Annotated in this window: 20 protein-coding genes; 9 read left to right on the top strand and 11 right to left on the bottom strand. The window is 30.8% G+C overall.

Going from position 1 to position 20139, the window contains the following annotated elements; translation table 11 throughout:
* Nucleotides 1-83: 83 nt before the first annotated feature.
* Entirely contained in the window at nucleotides 84-746 is a 663-nt protein-coding gene (locus tag MW871_RS06925) for a response regulator (RefSeq protein WP_188049859.1), read from the bottom strand.
* A 150-nt stretch (nucleotides 747-896) separates the two neighbouring features.
* Nucleotides 897-1310: a DUF4293 family protein gene (locus tag MW871_RS06920; RefSeq protein WP_188049860.1), complete on the bottom strand. Its 414-nt coding sequence runs from the start codon at nucleotides 1308-1310 to the stop codon at nucleotides 897-899.
* 183 nt (nucleotides 1311-1493) lie between these two features.
* Between MW871_RS06920 and rho the strand changes: the two genes are divergently transcribed.
* Nucleotides 1494-3290 carry a transcription termination factor Rho gene (rho, locus tag MW871_RS06915; RefSeq protein WP_248428051.1) on the top strand — a complete coding sequence of 599 codons (1797 nt, stop codon included), beginning with the start codon at nucleotides 1494-1496 and terminating at the stop codon, nucleotides 3288-3290.
* 101 nt (nucleotides 3291-3391) lie between these two features.
* On the opposite strand, the gene MW871_RS06910 is transcribed toward rho, so the two are convergent.
* From MW871_RS06910 to MW871_RS06900, 3 genes are all read right to left on the bottom strand, one after another.
* The gene (locus tag MW871_RS06910; RefSeq protein WP_188049862.1) at nucleotides 3392-4615 is read right to left on the bottom strand and encodes an RsmB/NOP family class I SAM-dependent RNA methyltransferase; all 1224 of its coding nucleotides are present in this window, start codon (nucleotides 4613-4615) and stop codon (nucleotides 3392-3394) included.
* A gap of 137 nt (nucleotides 4616-4752) precedes the next feature.
* Complete coding sequence (locus tag MW871_RS06905) at nucleotides 4753-6714, bottom strand: KUP/HAK/KT family potassium transporter (RefSeq protein ID WP_188049863.1); 1962 nt, start codon at nucleotides 6712-6714, stop codon at nucleotides 4753-4755.
* A gap of 114 nt (nucleotides 6715-6828) precedes the next feature.
* Nucleotides 6829-8274 carry a hypothetical protein gene (locus MW871_RS06900; RefSeq protein ID WP_248428050.1) on the bottom strand — a complete coding sequence of 482 codons (1446 nt, stop codon included), beginning with the start codon at nucleotides 8272-8274 and terminating at the stop codon, nucleotides 6829-6831.
* Between the two features lie 115 nt (nucleotides 8275-8389).
* Between MW871_RS06900 and MW871_RS06895 the strand changes: the two genes are divergently transcribed.
* On the top strand, nucleotides 8390-9445 hold the full coding sequence (locus tag MW871_RS06895; RefSeq protein ID WP_248428049.1) for a WD40/YVTN/BNR-like repeat-containing protein: 1056 nt from the start codon (nucleotides 8390-8392) through the stop codon (nucleotides 9443-9445).
* A 68-nt stretch (nucleotides 9446-9513) separates the two neighbouring features.
* Here MW871_RS06895 and MW871_RS06890 read toward each other — a convergent pair whose 3' ends face one another.
* The 4 genes from MW871_RS06890 to MW871_RS06875 form a co-directional block, all read right to left on the bottom strand.
* Nucleotides 9514-9972 (bottom strand): sensor of ECF-type sigma factor, encoded by a 459-nt coding sequence (locus MW871_RS06890; protein WP_248428048.1) that lies wholly within the window; start codon nucleotides 9970-9972, stop codon nucleotides 9514-9516.
* A gap of 43 nt (nucleotides 9973-10015) precedes the next feature.
* Entirely contained in the window at nucleotides 10016-10432 is a 417-nt protein-coding gene (locus MW871_RS06885; protein WP_248428047.1) for a hypothetical protein, read from the bottom strand.
* 32 nt (nucleotides 10433-10464) lie between these two features.
* On the bottom strand, nucleotides 10465-11007 hold the full coding sequence (locus tag MW871_RS06880; protein WP_248428046.1) for an RNA polymerase sigma factor: 543 nt from the start codon (nucleotides 11005-11007) through the stop codon (nucleotides 10465-10467).
* A 62-nt stretch (nucleotides 11008-11069) separates the two neighbouring features.
* Nucleotides 11070-12185: an SRPBCC family protein gene (locus MW871_RS06875; protein WP_210643878.1), complete on the bottom strand. Its 1116-nt coding sequence runs from the start codon at nucleotides 12183-12185 to the stop codon at nucleotides 11070-11072.
* Nucleotides 12186-12789: 604 nt separating this feature from the next.
* Here MW871_RS06875 and MW871_RS06865 point away from each other — a divergent pair.
* Nucleotides 12790-13173, top strand: coding sequence for a pyrophosphohydrolase domain-containing protein (locus MW871_RS06865; protein WP_248428044.1), 384 nt, complete (start codon nucleotides 12790-12792; stop codon nucleotides 13171-13173).
* Nucleotides 13174-13285: 112 nt separating this feature from the next.
* On the opposite strand, the gene MW871_RS06860 is transcribed toward MW871_RS06865, so the two are convergent.
* Nucleotides 13286-14353, bottom strand: coding sequence for a branched-chain amino acid aminotransferase (locus MW871_RS06860; protein WP_188049871.1), 1068 nt, complete (start codon nucleotides 14351-14353; stop codon nucleotides 13286-13288).
* A gap of 294 nt (nucleotides 14354-14647) precedes the next feature.
* Between MW871_RS06860 and mnmC2 the strand changes: the two genes are divergently transcribed.
* A complete protein-coding gene (mnmC2, locus tag MW871_RS06855; RefSeq protein WP_248428043.1) occupies nucleotides 14648-15310 on the top strand; it encodes a tRNA (5-methylaminomethyl-2-thiouridine)(34)-methyltransferase MnmC2 in 663 nt (220 codons plus the stop codon).
* A gap of 148 nt (nucleotides 15311-15458) precedes the next feature.
* The gene (locus tag MW871_RS06850; RefSeq protein WP_188049873.1) at nucleotides 15459-15656 is read left to right on the top strand and encodes a hypothetical protein; all 198 of its coding nucleotides are present in this window, start codon (nucleotides 15459-15461) and stop codon (nucleotides 15654-15656) included.
* A 29-nt stretch (nucleotides 15657-15685) separates the two neighbouring features.
* Here MW871_RS06850 and MW871_RS06845 read toward each other — a convergent pair whose 3' ends face one another.
* Nucleotides 15686-16627 carry a LysR substrate-binding domain-containing protein gene (locus MW871_RS06845; protein ID WP_248428042.1) on the bottom strand — a complete coding sequence of 314 codons (942 nt, stop codon included), beginning with the start codon at nucleotides 16625-16627 and terminating at the stop codon, nucleotides 15686-15688.
* Between the two features lie 111 nt (nucleotides 16628-16738).
* On the opposite strand from MW871_RS06845, the gene MW871_RS06840 reads away from it, so the two are divergent.
* The 4 genes from MW871_RS06840 to can all read left to right on the top strand — a co-directional run bounded on the left by MW871_RS06840 (nucleotide 16739) and on the right by can (nucleotide 20116).
* Nucleotides 16739-17218: a Dps family protein gene (locus MW871_RS06840; protein ID WP_248428041.1), complete on the top strand. Its 480-nt coding sequence runs from the start codon at nucleotides 16739-16741 to the stop codon at nucleotides 17216-17218.
* A 132-nt stretch (nucleotides 17219-17350) separates the two neighbouring features.
* Nucleotides 17351-17641 carry a hypothetical protein gene (locus MW871_RS06835; protein ID WP_210643870.1) on the top strand — a complete coding sequence of 97 codons (291 nt, stop codon included), beginning with the start codon at nucleotides 17351-17353 and terminating at the stop codon, nucleotides 17639-17641.
* 73 nt (nucleotides 17642-17714) lie between these two features.
* Entirely contained in the window at nucleotides 17715-19370 is a 1656-nt protein-coding gene (locus MW871_RS06830) for a SulP family inorganic anion transporter (protein WP_248428040.1), read from the top strand.
* Nucleotides 19371-19477: 107 nt separating this feature from the next.
* Nucleotides 19478-20116 carry a carbonate dehydratase gene (can, locus tag MW871_RS06825; RefSeq protein WP_188049878.1) on the top strand — a complete coding sequence of 213 codons (639 nt, stop codon included), beginning with the start codon at nucleotides 19478-19480 and terminating at the stop codon, nucleotides 20114-20116.
* Nucleotides 20117-20139 lie beyond the last annotated feature (23 nt).

Raw genomic sequence — 20139 nt, 5'->3', positions numbered from 1 at the left:
GTAGTATTGTTATAGTATAAAATTGATGTTTAAGACTTTTTCCTATAATTAGGATTTTATTCATGCTTGGGTAAAAGTCTCTTTTAGGGTTTTATCAATTTATTTTTAATGGCGTATTTTACCAGACTAATGGAGTTCTTTGCGTCTAATTTTTTCATGATATTTTTACGATGTGTTTCTACCGTATTGCAACTAATAAATAATTGGTCGCTAATCTCTTTTCCGCTAAATTCTAATGATATAAGAATGATAATCTCCAGTTCTCTTTCCGTCAAAATATCGTTACAAGGTAATTTTGGATTGTCTAGTTTTGGATTTCCTTTGGTGACTTTACTAAAAATTTTCTCTCGAACATCTTTACAGAAATATTCTTCACCATTAGTAACAGCAAGAATAGATTTTATAATGTTTTCTCCGGCGCATTTTTTAGTTAAATAACCGCTACTGCCTAGTTTCATTACTTCTTTGACAATTCTTAAGTCATCATGACTCGACAAAACGATAATTTTACAAGGAAAACCTTTTTCTGCAAATTCTTTAATAACCTCAATTCCGTCTTTTCCGGGCATATTGATGTCTAGAATTAGCACATCTGTTTTGTTCTCAACTACTTCGTCATATAAATTGTTACCGTTTATAGAACTGCCAACAACTTCAAATGCAGCGTTGGTGTGCAATATAGTTTTAATGCCATCCATAAGAATTTGATGGTCATCAGCAAGGTGGATTCGTATTTTTTCTGACATAGCGTAATTATTCACACCAAATTTAAAAAAAATATGTAGTTAGCGTCTCATTTTGTTGTTTTTGTTTAGAAAATTTAGATTTTGGATACAAAAAAACCCGAATTGTTACATTCGGGTTTCCTTCGCACTAATAAACTAAAATTTATAGGTTTACCTCAATCTGTCCACAGATTTTACAAGATCTTCATCCTTTTTGATGGCCTTATTAGCTAAAACTAATAACACGACAGCAACTACAGGTAGAAACATCCCAATACCTTTCTCAGAAACAGCAGGTGTCTCTCCAGATAAGTTTAGTGAACGATATACAAACAATCCTAATAAAATCAAATTTAATAAGATATTCAATCTGCCGATAACAAATTGATTCTGTCTTTTTTTATAATATACTATACTTACTAAGGACAAAGTAGTACTTAATCCTAATAATATGGTATAAACTTGGCTTTGCATAAAATAGTATGGTTTATTATCGCTCATAGTCCATAACGGAATGAAAAATAATAAGATGCCCGTAACAACAAAGGCAAGAAATAAATATATGGTTTGAATTCTCTGTATCATTTGCTAAATATGTTTCACAAAAATATATTTTCTTTTTTAAAAATACTATTGTCTGATAAAAATTTATTCGTATTATTGCATCATAATACCGTAAGCACTTCATACTGCGGTTGATTCAATTTAAAGTTACTACCTATCTTTTACAGTATTCCTCAAAAAATTAATTAAACTCATAGAACATTCATGTTTGATATTTCTGCATTAAAAGAAATGAAGCTTTCTGAGCTTCAAGAAATAGCTAAAGCGGCTAAAACTATAAAATTTAACGGTGTAAAAAAAGAGACTTTAGTTAGTCATATTTTAGAGCATCAAGCAGCTCATGTTGAATCTACTACTACAAAGACAGAAAGTAATCTGCAAGAGGATAAAACTAAAAGAGTTCGAATTCTACCCGTAAAAAAAGTTGCTATTCAAAAGAATAAAGTAAATTCTCTTTTTGAAGCGGAGCCTATTGTAACAGAAAAAGAGGTTGCTCTTGAAAATAATGCTACTATCCAAGCAGATACAATAGAAAAAGAAGAATCTCTTAATAAAGAATCTTTAGTAGAGGAGAAGAAGGCTGGAAAAGCCATAAAATTTAATAAATCTGCTTACGAGAAAAAAATTGCCTTGAAAAAGGACAAGGAGGAATTAAAAGAAACTTCAAAAGAACCAGAAACTGTTGTTGAAGCTACAGCAGAGACTACAATTGATAGTAAAGCTGAAGTTGCAACTCCCGTAAAAAAAATAAATCCAAACCAATTGCAAAAACAGAATCCAAATCCAAATCAAAATGGAACTGCAAACGGGAACGGAAATCAAAATCAAAACCAAAATCCCAACTTCAAAAACAAAAAAAGCAATTTTGCTGCTTCTGATTTTGAATTTGATGGAATTATAGAAAGCGAAGGAGTTCTAGAAATGATGCCTGATGGTTACGGTTTCTTAAGATCTTCAGATTATAATTATTTAGCTTCGCCAGATGATATTTATTTATCAACTTCTCAAATCAGATTGTTTGGTCTTAAAACTGGAGATACTGTAAAAGGAGTGGTTCGCCCACCAAAAGAAGGAGAGAAATTTTTCCCATTAGTGCGTGTTTTAAAAATAAACGGACACGATCCTCAAGTAGTTCGTGATCGAGTTTCCTTCGAGCATTTAACTCCTGTTTTTCCATCGGAGAAATTCAAATTAGCTGAAAAACAAAGTACTATTTCAACTCGAATTATTGATTTGTTTTCACCAATAGGTAAAGGACAACGTGGAATGATTGTGGCGCAACCAAAAACAGGTAAAACAATGTTGCTTAAGGATATTGCAAATGCAATTGCAGCCAATCATCCAGAAGTATATTTAATTGTTTTATTGATTGATGAGCGTCCAGAAGAGGTTACTGATATGCAACGTTCGGTTCGTGGAGAAGTAATTGCTTCTACTTTTGATAGAGAACCACAAGAGCATGTTAAAATTGCCAATATCGTACTAGAGAAAGCAAAACGTTTAGTAGAATGTGGTCACGATGTAGTGATTCTTTTAGACTCTATTACGCGTTTGGCAAGAGCTTATAATACCGTTCAACCTGCTTCAGGAAAAGTATTAAGTGGAGGTGTAGATGCGAATGCGTTACAAAAACCAAAACGATTCTTTGGAGCGGCTCGTAATGTAGAAAATGGTGGTTCGTTGAGTATTATTGCAACTGCACTGACAGAAACGGGTTCTAAAATGGATGAGGTTATCTTTGAAGAATTTAAAGGAACTGGTAATATGGAATTGCAATTGGATAGAAAAATTGCGAATAAACGTATCTTCCCAGCTATAGATTTAACTTCTTCCAGTACAAGACGTGATGATATGTTGTTGGATCCAAAAACATTACAACGCATGTGGATTATGAGAAAATACCTTTCGGATATGAATCCTGTGGAAGCAATGGATTTTATCAATGATCGTTTCAAGAAAACTAAAAATAATGAAGAGTTTTTGATTTCAATGAATGATTAAAAAAAATAAATCAAAACATTTTAAAGTTGATTAAACATAAAAAAAAACTCCAATTTTCAAATTTGAAAATTGGAGTTTTTTTTATTTTACTAATAAGTATTTTAAACTGTCTGTTCGTTTCTTTCTAGCAATGCCATATAAAAACCATCAAAACCAGACTCAGAAGCTAGGATTTTTTGATCTTTTATAAATTTAAATTGTTTTCCAATATCAGTTGTAAGGAAACGAGCCACTTGGTCTTGATTTTCAGAAGGTAAAACAGAACAAGTTGCATATACTAATTTTCCACCTGGTTTTACAATTTTAGAATAACTTTCTAAAACTTCCGATTGTACTTTACGAATATTGTCGATAAACTCTGGTTTCAGTTTCCATTTTGCATCAGGATTTCTTTTTAGAACTCCTAGGCCACTACAAGGTGCATCAATAAGAACACGATCTGCTCTTTCATGTAGTTTTTTGATGATTTTTGTAGAGTCGATAATGCGGTATTCGATATTAAAAGCGCCGTCTCTTTTTGCTCTAATTTTTAATTGCTTCAATTTGCTTTCATACAAATCCATAGCAATCAATTGTCCTTTATTTTCCATTAAAGCGGCAATGTGCAACGTTTTTCCACCAGCACCAGCACAAGTATCTACCACACGCATTCCTGGTTTTACATCTAGGAAAGCAGCAACTAATTGTGAGTTGGCATCTTGAACCTCAAAGAAGCCTTGTTTAAAAGCATCCGTCAAGAATACATTAGCTCTTTCTTTAAGAACCAAAGCATCTGGTTGATTTTTTAAGGTTTCTGTTTCAATGTTTAAATCCATTAGAATAGCACGAAGTGCTTCTCTAGTAGTCTTAAGTGTATTTACCCTTAAAATCACTTTAGCAGGTTGGTTTTGAGCTGCAATTTCAGTAGCCCAAACTTTTTCACCTAATTCTTTAACCCCTAATTCATCCATCCAATCCGGAATAGATTCTTTCAAAGCTCTCACTTTTGAAAGTTCGTCAAAGCGACCTTTTATTTTTCGATCAGGAGTTCCTTCAAGCTGACGCCAATCCGGAATAGGATAACCTCTTAAAACAGCCCAAACAGAAAACATTCTCCAGAGATTATCTCTGTCAAACGGCTCTTTTACTTCGGCAATTTCTGCGTATAATCTCTTCCAACGTACAATTTCGTAGATGGTTTCTGCAACAAACTTTCTATCTGAACTTCCCCAACGTTTGTCTTTTTTTAAGGATCTTGCTACTACTTTATCTGCATATTCCCCTTCATTAAAAATGGCGTTTAATGCGTCTATTGTTGTGTAAACTAAATTTCTGTGTAATCTCATTTTAAATAATTGAGGTGCAAAGGTACTATTTATTGATTGAATGTTATATTTTAAATAATGATTCTTATTTTTTTAATTTTTAAACAAAAAAAACACTGTAAGTGATACAATGTTTTTAATGTTTTTGGATGATAAAATTATTTTATTCTAATTAAATCTACTTTTTCAGGAGCATGAAGCACCATAGGAAATTTTTCAATTTTAACAGAACTACTATCTAAACCAAAAGCTTTTTCCTCGGACAAACTTAATTTTTTAAGTAGGAAATAGGAATTCATTATTATCTTTTCGTGCCATCTTAAACGACTGTCATTAGAAAGGAATTTTTCTGAAAGTACAAATTTAAAGTCACCAATAATATTATTTTTATTTAATGATTCATATCTACTGGTAATATCTACTTCGCCTTTTTTAACCATGTCTTTAATGACCTCTCTAAACATTAAGTTTATTTTGGTAGGTTCTCTAAAACCAAGATTAAAGTCGACACGATATAAATCATCTTTTGCGATTTCAGTAACTTTATATTCCGCTTTGTAAGGTTCTGACAATATGTTTACATGAACAAACCAGTAAATATCAGCTCTTTTAGGTCTTTTTTGTAAAATAGAGTACATTACTTTTTCTTCTATTTCATCAGTTCTACCTGCATTAGTCATATAAACTAAGTGGGTTGCATATTTTGGAATCGATAAATCAGCACTCAATTCAGCAAGTACTTTTTTATAATCTTCTACTTTAACAAGTTTAGTGTAGCTTTTGTTAATTTGTTTAGCAAGATACCAAGTTGTCATTATGCTAATTAATATCGCTGCTATGATTAGTGTAACATAACCACCATCGGCAAATTTTGTAATATTTGCGGCTAAGAAACTAAATTCGATTAATAAATAAGTTGTGATAAGCGGTACAATTAGATATAATTTTACTCTTTTCATTATCAAATAATAGTTAAGTAAAATGGTTGTCATTATCATACATAATATAATTGCCAAACCATAAGCATGCTCCATATTATTTGATTCCTCAAAGTGTAATACGATTCCAACACATCCAAAAAACAACAACCAGTTTATAGAAGGTATGTATAACTGCCCTTTTAATTCCGTTGGATATTTTATTTTTACTTTGGGCCAAAAGTTTAATCTCATAGCTTCATTAATAAGAGTAAAGGAACCACTAATCAAAGCTTGTGATGCAATTACAGCGGCTAGAGTTGCTACTACAATACCAATTGGCTGAAACCAATCTGGCATGATAAGATAGAAAGGATTCCCATTCTTTCCTCCTAAGGTTTGTAGTGTTTCACCTTCTTTACCGATTAAATAAGCTGCTTGTCCAAAATAATTTAGGACTAAAGTTGTTTTTACGAATACCCAACTTATTCTAATGTTTTTGCGTCCGCAATGTCCCATGTCTGAGTACAAAGCTTCTGCACCAGTAGTACATAGAAATACAAATCCTAAAACAAAGAAACCTTCCGGATGAATAGAGAGTAAATGGTACGCGTAATATGGATTTATCGCTTTTAGAACTGTAAGGTTTTGTCCTATTTGTGATATTCCTAATACTGCAAGCATGGCGAACCAAACCATCATCATCGGAGCAAAAAACTTACCTACTAATTTTGAACCAAATTGTTGGATAGCAAAAAGCACGAATAAAATACCAATAACGATTGGAATTGTATTTATTTCTGGATAAAATTTTCTAATTCCTTCTACAGCGGATGATACAGAAATTGGTGGTGTGATAATTCCATCGGCTAGAAGTGCACTTCCTCCCACAATTGCGGGGACAATTAGCCATTTTATTTTTGTTTTTTTTACCAAAGCATATAAGGCAAAAATACCACCTTCACCATGATTATCAGCACTTAATGTTATCATTACATACTTTATGGTGGTTTGCAAAGTAAGAGTCCAAAATACTGCTGATACTCCTCCTAAAACAACATCAGCATTTATAATGTGATCGCCAAGTATGGCTTTCATTACGTACAAAGGTGAGGTTCCAATATCACCATAAATTATTCCTAAAGAAATTAATAAACCGCCTAAAGTTAATTTACTATGCAGGTCTTTGTGCGATGCGCTCATGTAGTGATTTTAAATAACTTGTCAAAAATACAATTTTAAAGTAAATTGTAGCTTTTTATACAATAAAAAAAACACGGCTAAAAACCGTGTCTTAATTTCTTTAAAAGAGTTTATTTAAATTCGTCTATTATTATTATTTCTAGGAGAGGAATTACCTCTTTGTGATTCACCTCTTTGAGGTGCTGATTCACTTGCTCCGCTTCCTCTATTTTGTGATTGCGCTCTCTCAGGAGTAGACTCTCGAGCCGGACTCATTCTGTTCTGAGAATAATCTCTAGAAGAATTACCTCTTTGAGGAGTTGCTTCTGTAGAAGGGCTAGTTCTGTTCTGAGAATAATCTCTAGAAGAATTACCTCTTTGAGGACTTGCTTCTGTAGAAGGGCTAGTTCTATTCTGAGAATAATCTCTAGAAGAATTACCTCTTTGAGGACTTGCTTCTGTAGAAGGAGTTGTTCTGTTCTGAGAATAATCTCTAGAAGAATTACCTCTTTGAGGACTTGCTTCTGTAGAAGGAGTTGTTCTGTTTTGAGAATAATCTCTTGAAGAATTACCTCTTTGATGAGTTGCTTCTGTAGAGGGGCTAGTTCTGTTCTGAGAATAATCTCTAGATGAATTACCTCTTTGAGGATTTGCTTCTGTAGAACGGCTAGTTCTGTTCTGAGAATAATCTCTAGAAGAATTACCTCTTTGAGGAGTTGCTTCTGTAGAACGGCTTGTTCTATTTTGAGAATAATCTCTAGAAGAATTACCTCCTTGTAGGCTGTTTTCTCTTGATGAATTACCTCTTCTACTAGCATAACTTACTTCATTTCTAGATCCTCGTCTTTGATCAAGTTCGTAACGATTTACAACATTTACATTTCTTCTAGAAAAAGAATAATTTGGATTTTGTCTCTCATAACCATTCGATCGTCTTGAATTATAGAAAACCAAGGTGCGATCATTTCTTCTGTGATTTACATAATTGTAATTATTATTGATATTGATACTAATATTGATATTATTTCTATATCGAAACACTGGAAAAGGATTCCAAGCATAATAATAAGAAGGATAATAATTCCAGTTCCAGGTAGAATAATAAGGGCGATAATTGGTCGACCAAAATGAGGCGTAAATTATTGGAGGTGTATAATAAACGGGTTCGTATATGTAATTGTCTCCATACATGAACACATCACCCACAACTTGAACATGAATTTTATTATCTCTATCTTTTTCTACATCTATAGTAGCTACATCTTGATAAACATCTTGATCAAGTACAGATTGGATAATAATTAAGTGCGTTCTGTTTTCAACTGTTTCAATAACTCTTAAGTAATCTACTTCATCATCATTATTTAAATCTAAATTTGAAATTTGAAGCTCAGGATCGTTAAGGCGTCTTTCAAAATCTTGAAGGTCTCTAGAATCTCCAAAAATAGACGCAACTGCTCTCAAATCAAGATTATCACTTATTTCTGAATTCTTAGCGTTTACCGATGTTCTTTTTTGCGCTTGAATTTGTGTTGCGAAAACAGTAGTCAAAAGACTCAATAATAGTAATTTCGTTTTCATAATTTATGGGATTAAATGTTCCTTTTTTTTTACAATCCAATTACTATGCCAATAAAATTTAGAGTAAGATTGTAATTGTTCAAATAGTTGTAAATTGTCGCAAAATTTATTAGTTATGAAAAATTCTATACTATTTCTACTTGTCTTGATTTTCTTTTTATCGTGTAACATAAAACAAGCAAATACTTTAAGTCAAGAACACTTTAAATCAGTAAAGATTGATACTTTATTTCAAGATAAAATAAGTATTAGAGCCATACAGATTGACAAAAATAAAATTTGGTATGCTGCTGATAAAGGGAGATATGGTTTTTTTGATTTGAATACCAAACAAAAAAAAGAGAATTTAATCACCAAAGATTCTTTAAAACTAGAATTTAGAAGTATAGCGCAAACAGCAAAGCACGTTTTTGTTTTAAGCGTTTCAAATCCAGCATTACTCTATCAAATTTCTAAACATGACGCTACTGTAAAATTAGTTTATCAAGAAAACCATGAGAAGGTTTTTTTTGATAGTATGCAGTTTTGGGATAACAACCAAGGAATTGCTATGGGCGATCCAATAAATAATTGTTTGAATATAATTATAACTAAAGATGGTGGAAAATCATGGTCAAAAATCCCATGTGATAAATTACCAAAGGTAGAAGAAGGGGAAGCCGCTTTTGCAGCAAGTAATACTAATATTGTTATAAAAGGAAATGATACATGGATCGTTTCTGGTGGCAAAAAATCTAGAGTTTTTTACTCTCCAGATCGCGGTGCTAAATGGATGGTTTATGAAACACCGATTGTTCAAGGAAAAGCTATGACAGGAATATTTACAGCTGATTTTTATGATTCGAATATCGGATTTGTTGCCGGTGGTAATTATGATGATTTAAAACAGGATTTTTCTAACAAAGCACTTACTATAAATGGAGGTAAATCATGGAATCTTGTTGCGGAAAAGGAAGGTTTTGGTTATGCATCTTGTGTTCAGTTTGTGCCTAATACAAAAGGCAAATCTCTTGTAACGGTTGGAACTTCAGGAGTGTATTATTCTTCAAATAGTGGAACTTCATGGAGTCAATTAAGTACAGATAAGAGTTTTAATACCATACGTTTTATAAATAAAAATACTGCTATTGCTGCTGGACAAAATAAAATGGTTCGCATGCGCTTTGAATAAAAAAACCTAAAAAGTAAAAATAGTTATACTTTTTAGGTTTTTTATGAATTAATAAAAAAAATAAGAGGTTATTTTTGTATACTTTTATTGCGATATTGTTGTAGCAATTTTCTATTGAAATCCTCTTCGGCTTTTCTAAGCTTTATAATTTTTGTAGCGGGTAGGACTGCTTTTACATTTTGAGTGAATTTTTTTCGAAGTGCAAATAATTCTTCTTCGGTGTCCTCAATTTGGCTTAAAAAATTACTCGCTTCTTTTTCCGATAATTTGTCAAGAGAACCATCATTCATTCTTTTCATAAAAGCTCTCATTTTTTGATGTCTTAACTCAAATTGATTGTCATCATAAGTGTTGTATAATGGCCAAAATTTTTCAGCTTCAGCGTTGGTCAAATCTAATTCTGTCGTGAAAAAAGCAACTTTTAGAACTTTTATTTTTTCTTTTTTTTCTTTCATGCTTTCGTTTTGAGCATAAAAGGAGACAGAAACTAGTACTAGTAAAATTGATAATAGTTTTCTAATGTTCATTTTTTTTATTTTTTTTAATTGTAATTTAAATCACGGTTAGTGGTTATTCTAAAATAAGATTTTCTAAATTTGAATTTAATGATAACACATCTTCTATGGCCTTGTCTTCAAGAACCATACTTATTTTTATGTTATTAATATCTTCTGTTTCCAATACATTAATTAAATCATATTGATTTACATTCGTTTGATAGGTAATGTAATTTTCTAATGCAGCTGCATCCATATTTGATTTTTGCGGAGTAGAATAATTATATAAAGTTGGAACTAGAAGTGCAAGCACTAAAATTGCTGCTATCAGGAGAAATAAATTCTTTCTTCTATGAAATATTGAAATCACTTTAGGTTCATTCATAGGTAACCTCTCCATCATTTTAGCGGAGAAATTATCAAAATAATTATCTGGTGTTTTAAATCCAGATTCGATTTTAGTCTCGTTTTCTAATTTAAATGTTTTCATATGCTTATAAGACACTCTTATTTTAAAAAGGTTTAATTTCTATTGATAAATGCTTCAATTTTTTTTACTGCAATGTGATAAGAAGCTTTTAAACCGCCTACTGATGTGCCTAAAATTTCGGAAATAGCTTCATATTTAAGTTCTTCAAAATATTTCATTTTAAAAACCAACTGTTGCTTTTCAGGTAATAACGCTATTGCTTTTTGTAATTTTAATTGTATTTCATTTCCATCAAAATAAATATCTGCTTCAAGATTTTCTATAGCTTTATTTTGAACCGCTTCAGAAGGAATTTCATTTCTTTTTGATTTTTGCTTTAAAAAATTTAATGCTTCATTAGTAGCAATGCGATACATCCAAGAGAAGAGTTTACTTTCTCCTTTGAAATTTTTTAAATTTTGAAAAATTTTCACAAAAGTATTCTGCAAAACATCATCAGCGTCATCGTGATTGAGAACGATATTTCTGATATGATTGTAGAGAGGCCTTTGCGAATCCACTATCAACTTCTCAAACGCTTGGTTTTGCGTTTTAAGATTTAATAATTGGTCTATAAATTCCTTTTCTTCTTGCAAAATTGTTTTTTCTAGGTTAGAATAGAATTTAGTAAAAAGGTTTAATGTAAAGGATAAAAAAGTTAAAACTCAGATTGTTCCTCTGGCTTATTTACCGCAGGTTCTGTTACAACTGCAGGTTCTGGTTTTCTAACCGGAATATAGGTGTTTACTGGTACTACTTTGATTTTTATAGGAAAGTAAATCTCCGTAATCCATTTTGATGGACTTTTATTTTCAGACCTACTAGTTTTAAAAATTTCTAAGTGAGAGAATGATTTATCCAATTCTATAACATTTGTGTTACTGTATGCTATAGTTTTTTCTATTGCTTTTTTAGTATGAGAATAATCTCCTGTCATAGTTGTTTTAACAGCGTCAAATCCTTCGAGTTTTCCGCTTAAAATATCGCTTCCAGAACTCGTTAATATTTGATTTTTTATTGGTACACAAACAGAAATTCGTGTTAAGTCATTGGTGACATCGTAATTATGATAAATAATAAATGGCTTGCCATTTAGATCTATTTTGTTTTGATTACAGAACTTAATAATCTTATAAAATACTATTCTTGAATTTTTTGTTACATTAGTAATTTTACTAGTAAAAGTTTGATTTAAATAGAAAGTGGTAGCTACTTTTGATAAACCATCTACTTTTACGTTGTATGTATTTATTTCGTAATCAAGAATCTTATCTAAATTGGCCAAACTCTTTTCGTACGTTTTACCTATAATTCTGTAAATTCCGCCATTAAAAGCAGTACTCACTTTCATATAAAAATTCATTTTACCAATGGTTTTCCAAGTTACCTTAGTACCGCCTATTGTATCTTTGAATTTCCAAAAAACTGACGATGAAGTACCGTCATAGTTCATTTTTTGTGCAATACTATCGTTTTCTTTTACAAAAATAGTTTTCAAATCACCAGCGCCCTCTTTGCCTTGCCAAGTGTATGAAGCGCCAGGTCCAATTGTTTTGTTTGAATAGTTGATTTTTATAGTGGGATCTTCAATCAATAGTGAACTAAAATCTTCCCAATTTCTTAAATCATTCACGTAGCTAAACACGTTTGCTTTTGAGGAATTTATAATTTGACTTCTTTCTACAGTAAAATCCCCTTTTTGAGTTGCAACAAAAATAGATATAGCAACTAAGCTAAGAAGTAGTAAAAGAAACAAATATTTTAAAATCCTCATAATACACGGGTTTATTAATTTCTGTAAAGTTAAAAATTTAATTAACAAGTTATAGAAACTGTTAAATAATTATAATGGTATTTTCTGAATAAAACTTTAAGGTAAATATTTAATTTTTTTGAATGATTTAATAAAAATCACCCTTTTGTCTTTAAATATTTTGCATTCCTAACTGATGTTTTTTTTAATTATTTATCACTAGTTTTTATTTGCAAACATTTGGTTTTTAGCTATCTATTAAGTTTTAAGAGAAATGTAAAGAATAAATACTTTTAAAATTTTATAAAAAAAGTCCACCAAAAGGCAGACAATAGATGGTTGAAATTAAAATTTATCTTTTAAAGAAAATTTTGATTAAAAATAAAATACCAATAAAAGTGATAAATCCGATCAATATTTTATAGCTTCCTTTATAAAATATCCTATGTAGTCCTATATCTTTTCGATAAGCAAATGTTATTGCAATGACAAATACAATAAAAAAAAGACCTGCAAATATTAATTGATCCTTACTAAACATAATTAAAAATATTTTTTTACAAATTTAGGGATTAGTTTAATAATAGTTTACTAATTTGTCTTTTCATTTTATAAATAGTAATAGATGCAAAAACAAATAAATGCCGTAAAAGAATTTCATACAACTTTTAAATTAAATTTTAATGAAATGCCTACTGCCGACTTGGGATCAAATACGCATGAACTTCGCTATAATTTAATGAAAGAAGAGAATGAAGAATATCTCGAAGCAGTACAAAATAACGATTTAACCGAAATTGCTGATGCTCTTGGTGACATGTTATATATTTTGTGCGGTACAATCTTAGAACATGGATTACAACATAAAATAGAGGCTGTTTTTGATGAAATTCAACGCAGTAATATGAGTAAGTTAGATGAAAACGGAAATCCTATTTACCGAGAAGATGGAAAAGTAATGAAAGGGCCAAGATATTTTAAACCTGATTTTTCTTCTATTTTAAAATAGTAATTTAGAAGCTGTAATTTTACATTAAATAGAAACTGCAATAAATTTTTCATAAATAAAAAAGGCGATAATCATTACGTTATCGCCTTTTTATATTTGGTATTCTACTTTTTTAGATCTTAACAGTCCATCCAAAAGTATCCTCTTCTAATTTATTTTGAATATTAGTTAATTTATCTTTCAATTGAATAGCTACTGACTTTTCAATTTTAGGCAAGTCATAATATACATCTTGATATGAAAATCCTGATATTGGGCTAACAACTGCTGCTGTTCCTGCACCAAAAATTTCTTTTAAACTACCGTTTTTTGCAGCCTCTACAAGTTCAGAAACTAAAACTGGACGAATTTCTACCGCTATATTTTCACTTTTAGCCAATTCAATAAGTGTTTTTCTGGTTACACCGTCTAAAATACGCTCACTTACTGGAGCAGTAAATAAAGTATCATTTATTCTAAAGAATACATTCATTGTGCCTGCTTCCTCTAGTTTTGTATGTGTAGCGTCATCTGTCCAGATAACCTGTTGAAATCCTGCTTGATTAGCTAGGTTGGTAGGATAAAATTGTGCTGCATAATTACCAGCTGCTTTTGCAGCTCCAATTCCACCATTTGCAGCTCTACTAAAGTGTTCTGCAATAAGAACTTTTACATCACCAGAATAGTAAGAAGTCACAGGAGATAAAATGATCATAAATTTATAATCATGAGATGGGTTAGCAATTACACCTGTACCTGTTGCAATCATAAAAGGACGAATATACATTGCATTCCCTTTTCCTTTTTTTATCCAAGCTTCGTCCAATTGCAATAATTGATTTAGTCCGTTCATGAATATTTCTTCAGGAACTTCAGGCATAGCCATTCTCAAAGCTGATTTGTTAAAACGATTGTAATTTTCATCAGGTCTAAAAAGCCAAACATCATCATTTGCATCTTTATAGGCTTTCATTCCTTCAAAAATCGCTTGACCATAATGAAAAACCCTACTTGATGGGTCTAACAAAAAAGGCGCATAAGGCTTAATGACTGGTTTTTGCCATTCCCCATTTTTAAAATCACATTCAAATAAATGGTCCGTAAAAACTGAACCAAAGCTTAAGTTTCCAAAATCTACTTCGTTTATTTTTGAAGTAGCAGATTTTAAAATTTCAATTTTGTTAGTTTGAGTAGTACTCATAATATTGTATTGTTTTTAATTTTAATGTTGTAAGCATTTTTTTAAATATAGAATGCTTAATAAGCTGTATTTTAATAACTGCAAAATTAGATAAAAAATAAGCAGAACTCTTATCTAAACATTATTATTTATAGCTTTTAACTATCTATTACAAATCAGTTATAAAATTTGATAAAAAGAATAGCTATTCTATTGATTTTATAATAAATAATACCTTTTTAGGAAGGGAGAGTTTTAGTTTTATTAAATTTGACAACAGGTAAATATTTAGTAACCTAACTTTAAAATATAATTTTGAAAAGAGAAATAATACAAACACTCGATGGTTCTACAACCATACAACTTACAGATTGGGATGAATGTTATCATTCTAAACATGGAGCGATTCAGGAAGCTCAACATGTTTTTATTAAAAACGGACTTTCTTTATTTAAAAATAGAGAAGTGGCTATTATGGAAATTGGATTTGGTACTGGGTTAAATACATTCATTACTGTTTTGGAATCTCAAAAAATGGAACAAAAGATTGATTATGTAGGTGTTGAGGCTTATCCAATTTCGGCAGAAGAAGTAAAGCATATGAATTATGTTGCTGAGTTAGGAGCGCAAGCAGAGAGTGTAATTTTTGAAAAGATACATGAAAGTAACTGGGAAGAAAAAATCTTATTGAAGGAAAACTTTTCACTAACTAAAAGGAAACAGTTTTTTGAAGAAATTATTGATGAAAACAAATTCGACTTAATTTATTTTGATGCTTTTGGATATAGAGTTCAACCGGAATTATGGAGCACAGAAATTTTTAGAAAAATGTACCAAGCTCTCAAGCCAAAAGGTGTTTTAGTCACTTATGCTGCTAGAGGAGTGGTCAAAAGAAGTATGATTGAAGTTGGATTTACAGTTGAAAAACTTGCAGGGCCACCAGGAAAAAGAGAAATGTTTAGAGCAAGTAAATTATAAAATTGAAAAATTAATTACTTAAAAATCAGTCAATTATAATTTAAAAAAATAAAAACCAAAAACTTCGTTAAATTATGATGCAGTAACTAAAAAGGATGTATTTTTACATTGATTTAGAATTTGAATATAACCAAATCTGCCTTAAATTATGTCGAAAATTATGTATGATTATACGAAATCAGTTTTAGAAAGAGTAAGTTTTGATGCTAGCCTTTTTTGTAAGGAACTAGAAAAAGCAATCAAAATGTTGTTACCTTATGAAATGGAACAATTGAGAGAATGGTTAGAAAATTTCACCATGGAGAAACCAGAATTAAAACAATGCTTACTCATAGTAAATTCATAAAAAAAAGGAACCCAATTGGGTTCCTTTTTTTATTTCTTATGTATTGAACTTATAATTTGTACATTTTGATAAACAATAGCCCCTTTAATAACTCCAGCTATAGTGCTTCGGAGGGCTTCAATAATCTGAATTTTCAACTCGTTTTTTGGAAAAATCAAGCTAACTTCTCTAGCAGGTTTTGGCTCTTTAAAATGACGCAGTTTTAACTTGTCACTCTCTTTTAGATCAAGTGTATGCAAATAAGGCAACAATGTTGTCCCTAATCCTTCATCGGCTAATTTAATAAGCGTTTCAAAACTCCCACTTTCTAACTGAAAATGACCTTTATCGCTACGAGGAGAATTTTTGCATAAATTTAAAATTCCATCTCTAAAACAATGTCCGTCTTGTAATAATAGAATTTCATCTAAGTTTAAGTCAGAGATTTCTATTTCTTCTTTCTGAAAATGATGATGGCTTTCTGGTATGTATGCTACAAAGGGCTCAAAATACAGTACAATTTCTTTGATTTTCTCTTCCATCAAAGGAGTAGCAGCAATGGCAGCATCTAGATGACCGTTGTTGAGTTTTGTAATGATTTCATCTGTGTTTAACTCTTCAATAATCAGTTTTACTTTTGGATATTTTTTTATGAAATTATTCAGAAACATAGGAAGTAAAGTGGGCATTATAGTAGGAATGATTCCTAATCTAAACTCTCCTCCAATAAAACCTTTTTGCTGTTCTACGATGTCTTGAATGCGATCCGCTTCATTGACAATATTTTTGGCTTGATTTACTATTTTGAGACCAATATCAGTAAGTTTGATTGGTTTTTTGGTTCGATCAAAAATTTGAATGCTCAATTCTTCTTCTATTTTTTGAATTTGCATACTCAAAGTGGGTTGCGTCACAAAACATTTTTCAGCAGCTAGCGTGAAATTTTTGTGCTCAGCAACTGCAAGAACATATTTTAATTGTGTGATTGTCATGGTATACTTTTTTCTAATGCAAATTTAGTAAAACAATAACTTTTTATTATGGTGTTTTTCTTTAATGTTTGACTAAATTTACAAAACAACCTAATTAATAAAAATTGAACAATGAAAACTAACATTTTAGGACTACCAGTTAAGGAATCTGAGTTGATTATTAATGATCTAAATACGCTCTTATCAAATTTTCAAGTATATTATCAAAATTTAAGAGGAATTCATTGGAATATTAAAGGAAAACGATTTTTTGATCTACATGTAAAGTTTGAAGAATTATATACAGATTCGCAATTAAAAATTGATTTGATTGCCGAAAGAGTTTTGACAATAGGAGGAACCCCTCTTCATACGTTTGAAGATTACATTAAAAACAATACTTTAGTTGTTGGTAAAAATATTTCTGTTGACGAAAAAGCAGTTCATTTGATTGTGAATTCTTTATCCCATTTATTAAAAATTGAAAGAGAAATTCTTAATAAATCTGCCGAAATTAATGACGAAGGAACCAACTCAATGATGAGTGATTTTATTGCTGAACAAGAAAAAACAATTTGGATGATGCAAGCTTGGTTAGAAGAAAGTTTATAATATTTATTAAGTTTTTATAACAAAGCAGAATACTAATCAGTTAGTGTTCTGCTTTTTTTGTGGATGTTAAATTTATTTAAAATTTTTAATAGTTATAAAATTTATTCTTCCTTATTAACTATTTTTGCCTTAATGAAAATAATAGCAAGTCTTTTTTTATTCTTATTTATTGCGTTTTTATCTACTCCTGCAATTGTAACAGTGATAGAAAAGTCTTGTGATATATCTATGTTTTTTAATATGTCTGAAGAGGAGCATCACACTCATAAAGAAATTAAAAGCATAGTTTATATAAATAATTCTTCTTACATCGGTTTTAACGATGAAAAAATCAACAACTCTAGTTTAATACTATCTGAAAACTTATCTAAACATGATAATGTTTCGGCATCTATTTTTTCTCCCCCGCCTAATAAAGCATAATATTTCGATTAAAATTAAATTACTACATTCTTTGTGATATGTAGCATATTAACTTACAATTTAATGTAATATTATGTCAAAAAAAGTCAATCTTTTGGCCAATTTAAAATCTGATTTTGCATCAGGATTGGTCGTTTTTTTAGTTGCACTTCCTTTATGTTTAGGGATTGCAATGGCCTCAGGCGCACCATTATTCTCTGGAATTATCTCTGGAATTATAGGTGGTGTCGTAGTGGGTTATTTAAGTCAGTCTCATATTAGTGTTAGTGGACCTGCAGCTGGTTTAACAGCAATTATTTTAACAGCAATAACCGATTTAGGAGCTTTCGATGTTTTCCTAACGGCGATTTTTATAGCAGGATTATTGCAATTAGCGCTAGGTTTTCTGAAAGCGGGAAGCATTTCTAATTATTTTCCAACGAATGTAATTGAGGGAATGCTTGCAGGTATTGGAGTAATAATTATTTTGAAGCAAATTCCTCATGCTTTTGGTTATGATGCTGATTTTGAAGGGAATAATTCTTTTGCGCAGAACGATGGGATTAACTCATTTTCTGCATTATTTGAAGTCTTTAACCATATTCAATTGGGAGCAGTTGTCATTACATTAGCCTCTTTGGTTATCTTAATTTCATGGGATAAATTTTCTTTTTTGAAAAAATTGAAACTAGTGCCAGGTGCTTTGGTCGCGGTAATAATAGGAATTATTTTAAATGAATTATTTATACAAACAGGAAGTTCATTAGCAATTTCCAAAGAACATTTAGTTAGTTTGCCTATTCCTCAATCTTTTGAAGAGTTTAAGGCTATCATTGTAACTCCTAATTTTGCTGGAATTACAAATCCTCAAGTATGGATAGTTGGTTTAACGATTGCCATAGTTGCCTCAATCGAAACATTATTGTGTATTGAAGCCTCCGACAGAATGGATGCTCAAAAAAGGTATACTGATACTAATATTGAGCTAAAAGCGCAAGGTATTGGTAATATTGTGAGCTCTCTCTTAGGAGGATTACCTATGACATCAGTTGTTGTTCGATCATCTGCTAATAATAATGCTGGTGCTAAATCTAAAATGTCAGCCATTATTCATGGTGTATTACTACTGCTAAGTGTATTGGTTATCCCTGCTATTTTGAACAAAATACCATTGGCAACTTTGGCAACAATTCTTATTTTAGTTGGATATAAACTAGCGAAACCAGCAACTTTTATACATTTTTGGGAAAAAGGGAAGTATCAGTTTGTTCCTTTTATTGCCACTTTGGTTGCAGTTGTGGTCACAGATTTACTTAAAGGAGTGTTATTGGGGATTATCATCAGCGTTATTTTTATCCTAAGAGGAAATCTAAAAAGAGCATATAGTTTCAAAAAAGAGCAATATGTTGACGGTGATATTATTCATATCGATTTAGCTCAAGAGGTGTCTTTCTTGAATAAAGCGGCGATTAAATTGACTTTGAGTGAAATACCTGAAAATTCTAATGTGATTATCAATGCTAAGGATACAGTGTATATTTCTCATGATATTCTAGATTTAATAAAGGAGTTCAAAGCAACGAGAGCAGTAGACGAGAATATTAAGGTAAAGTTAAAAGGTTTTAAAAAGGCTTATGAGCTAGAAAATACTCCAGAATTAACAAATCACGTTACGTTTGAACATTATTATGATGTAGCCAAAAGAGCAATGGTTAAAAAGGAAAAATTTAATGAAGTTTATCAAAATTAATAATTAAACAAATAAGAGGCCGATGTAATTCAAGCTTTAAAAAAAAGATTTTATTATCAATTTTTTGAAGTTCTGTGCCAAATTTAAATTAAAAAACAAATAGAAAGATGAGTGATTTTTATAAGAAAATATTAGAGAATAATAAAAAGTGGGTAGAAAATAGCTTATTAAAAGACCCAAACTTTTTTAAAGATTTAGCAAAAGGTCAAACACCACCCTTGTTATGGATTGGATGTTCCGATAGTCGTGTTCCAGCCAATGAGATTATTGGAGCTAAACCCGGAGAGGTTTTTGTTCATAGGAACATTGCTAATATGGTGGTGCATTCCGATATGAATATGCTAAGTGTACTGGATTATGCAGTAAATGTTTTGAAAGTAAAGCATGTCATTGTTTGTGGACATTATGGATGTGGAGGTGTAAAAGCTGCAATGGGTAATGATTCAGTAGGTATTATTGATAACTGGCTTCGTCATATCAAAGATGAATATCGTTTGCATGACAAATATTTAAATTCCATTGAAGACGAAACGGAACGTTTTAATACTTTTGTTGAGGTCAATACTAAAGAACAAGTTTACAACCTAGCTAAGACTTCAATTGTACAAGGGGCATGGAAAAATGGCCGAGATTTAACTATTCATGGTTGGGTTTATGGATTGAATTCAGGTTTTGTAACAGATTTAAAAGTTAATATTGGCTCAAATGAAGAGCTTGATGATGTGTATCAATTGCTAAATTTATAAGTAATAAAAAATCGCCTTCGGGT

Source organism: Flavobacterium pygoscelis (assembly GCF_023162025.1).
In the GTDB taxonomy this organism is placed as follows: Bacteria; Bacteroidota; Bacteroidia; order Flavobacteriales; family Flavobacteriaceae; genus Flavobacterium; species Flavobacterium pygoscelis.
This window is presented reverse-complemented; position numbering and strand designations above follow the sequence as displayed.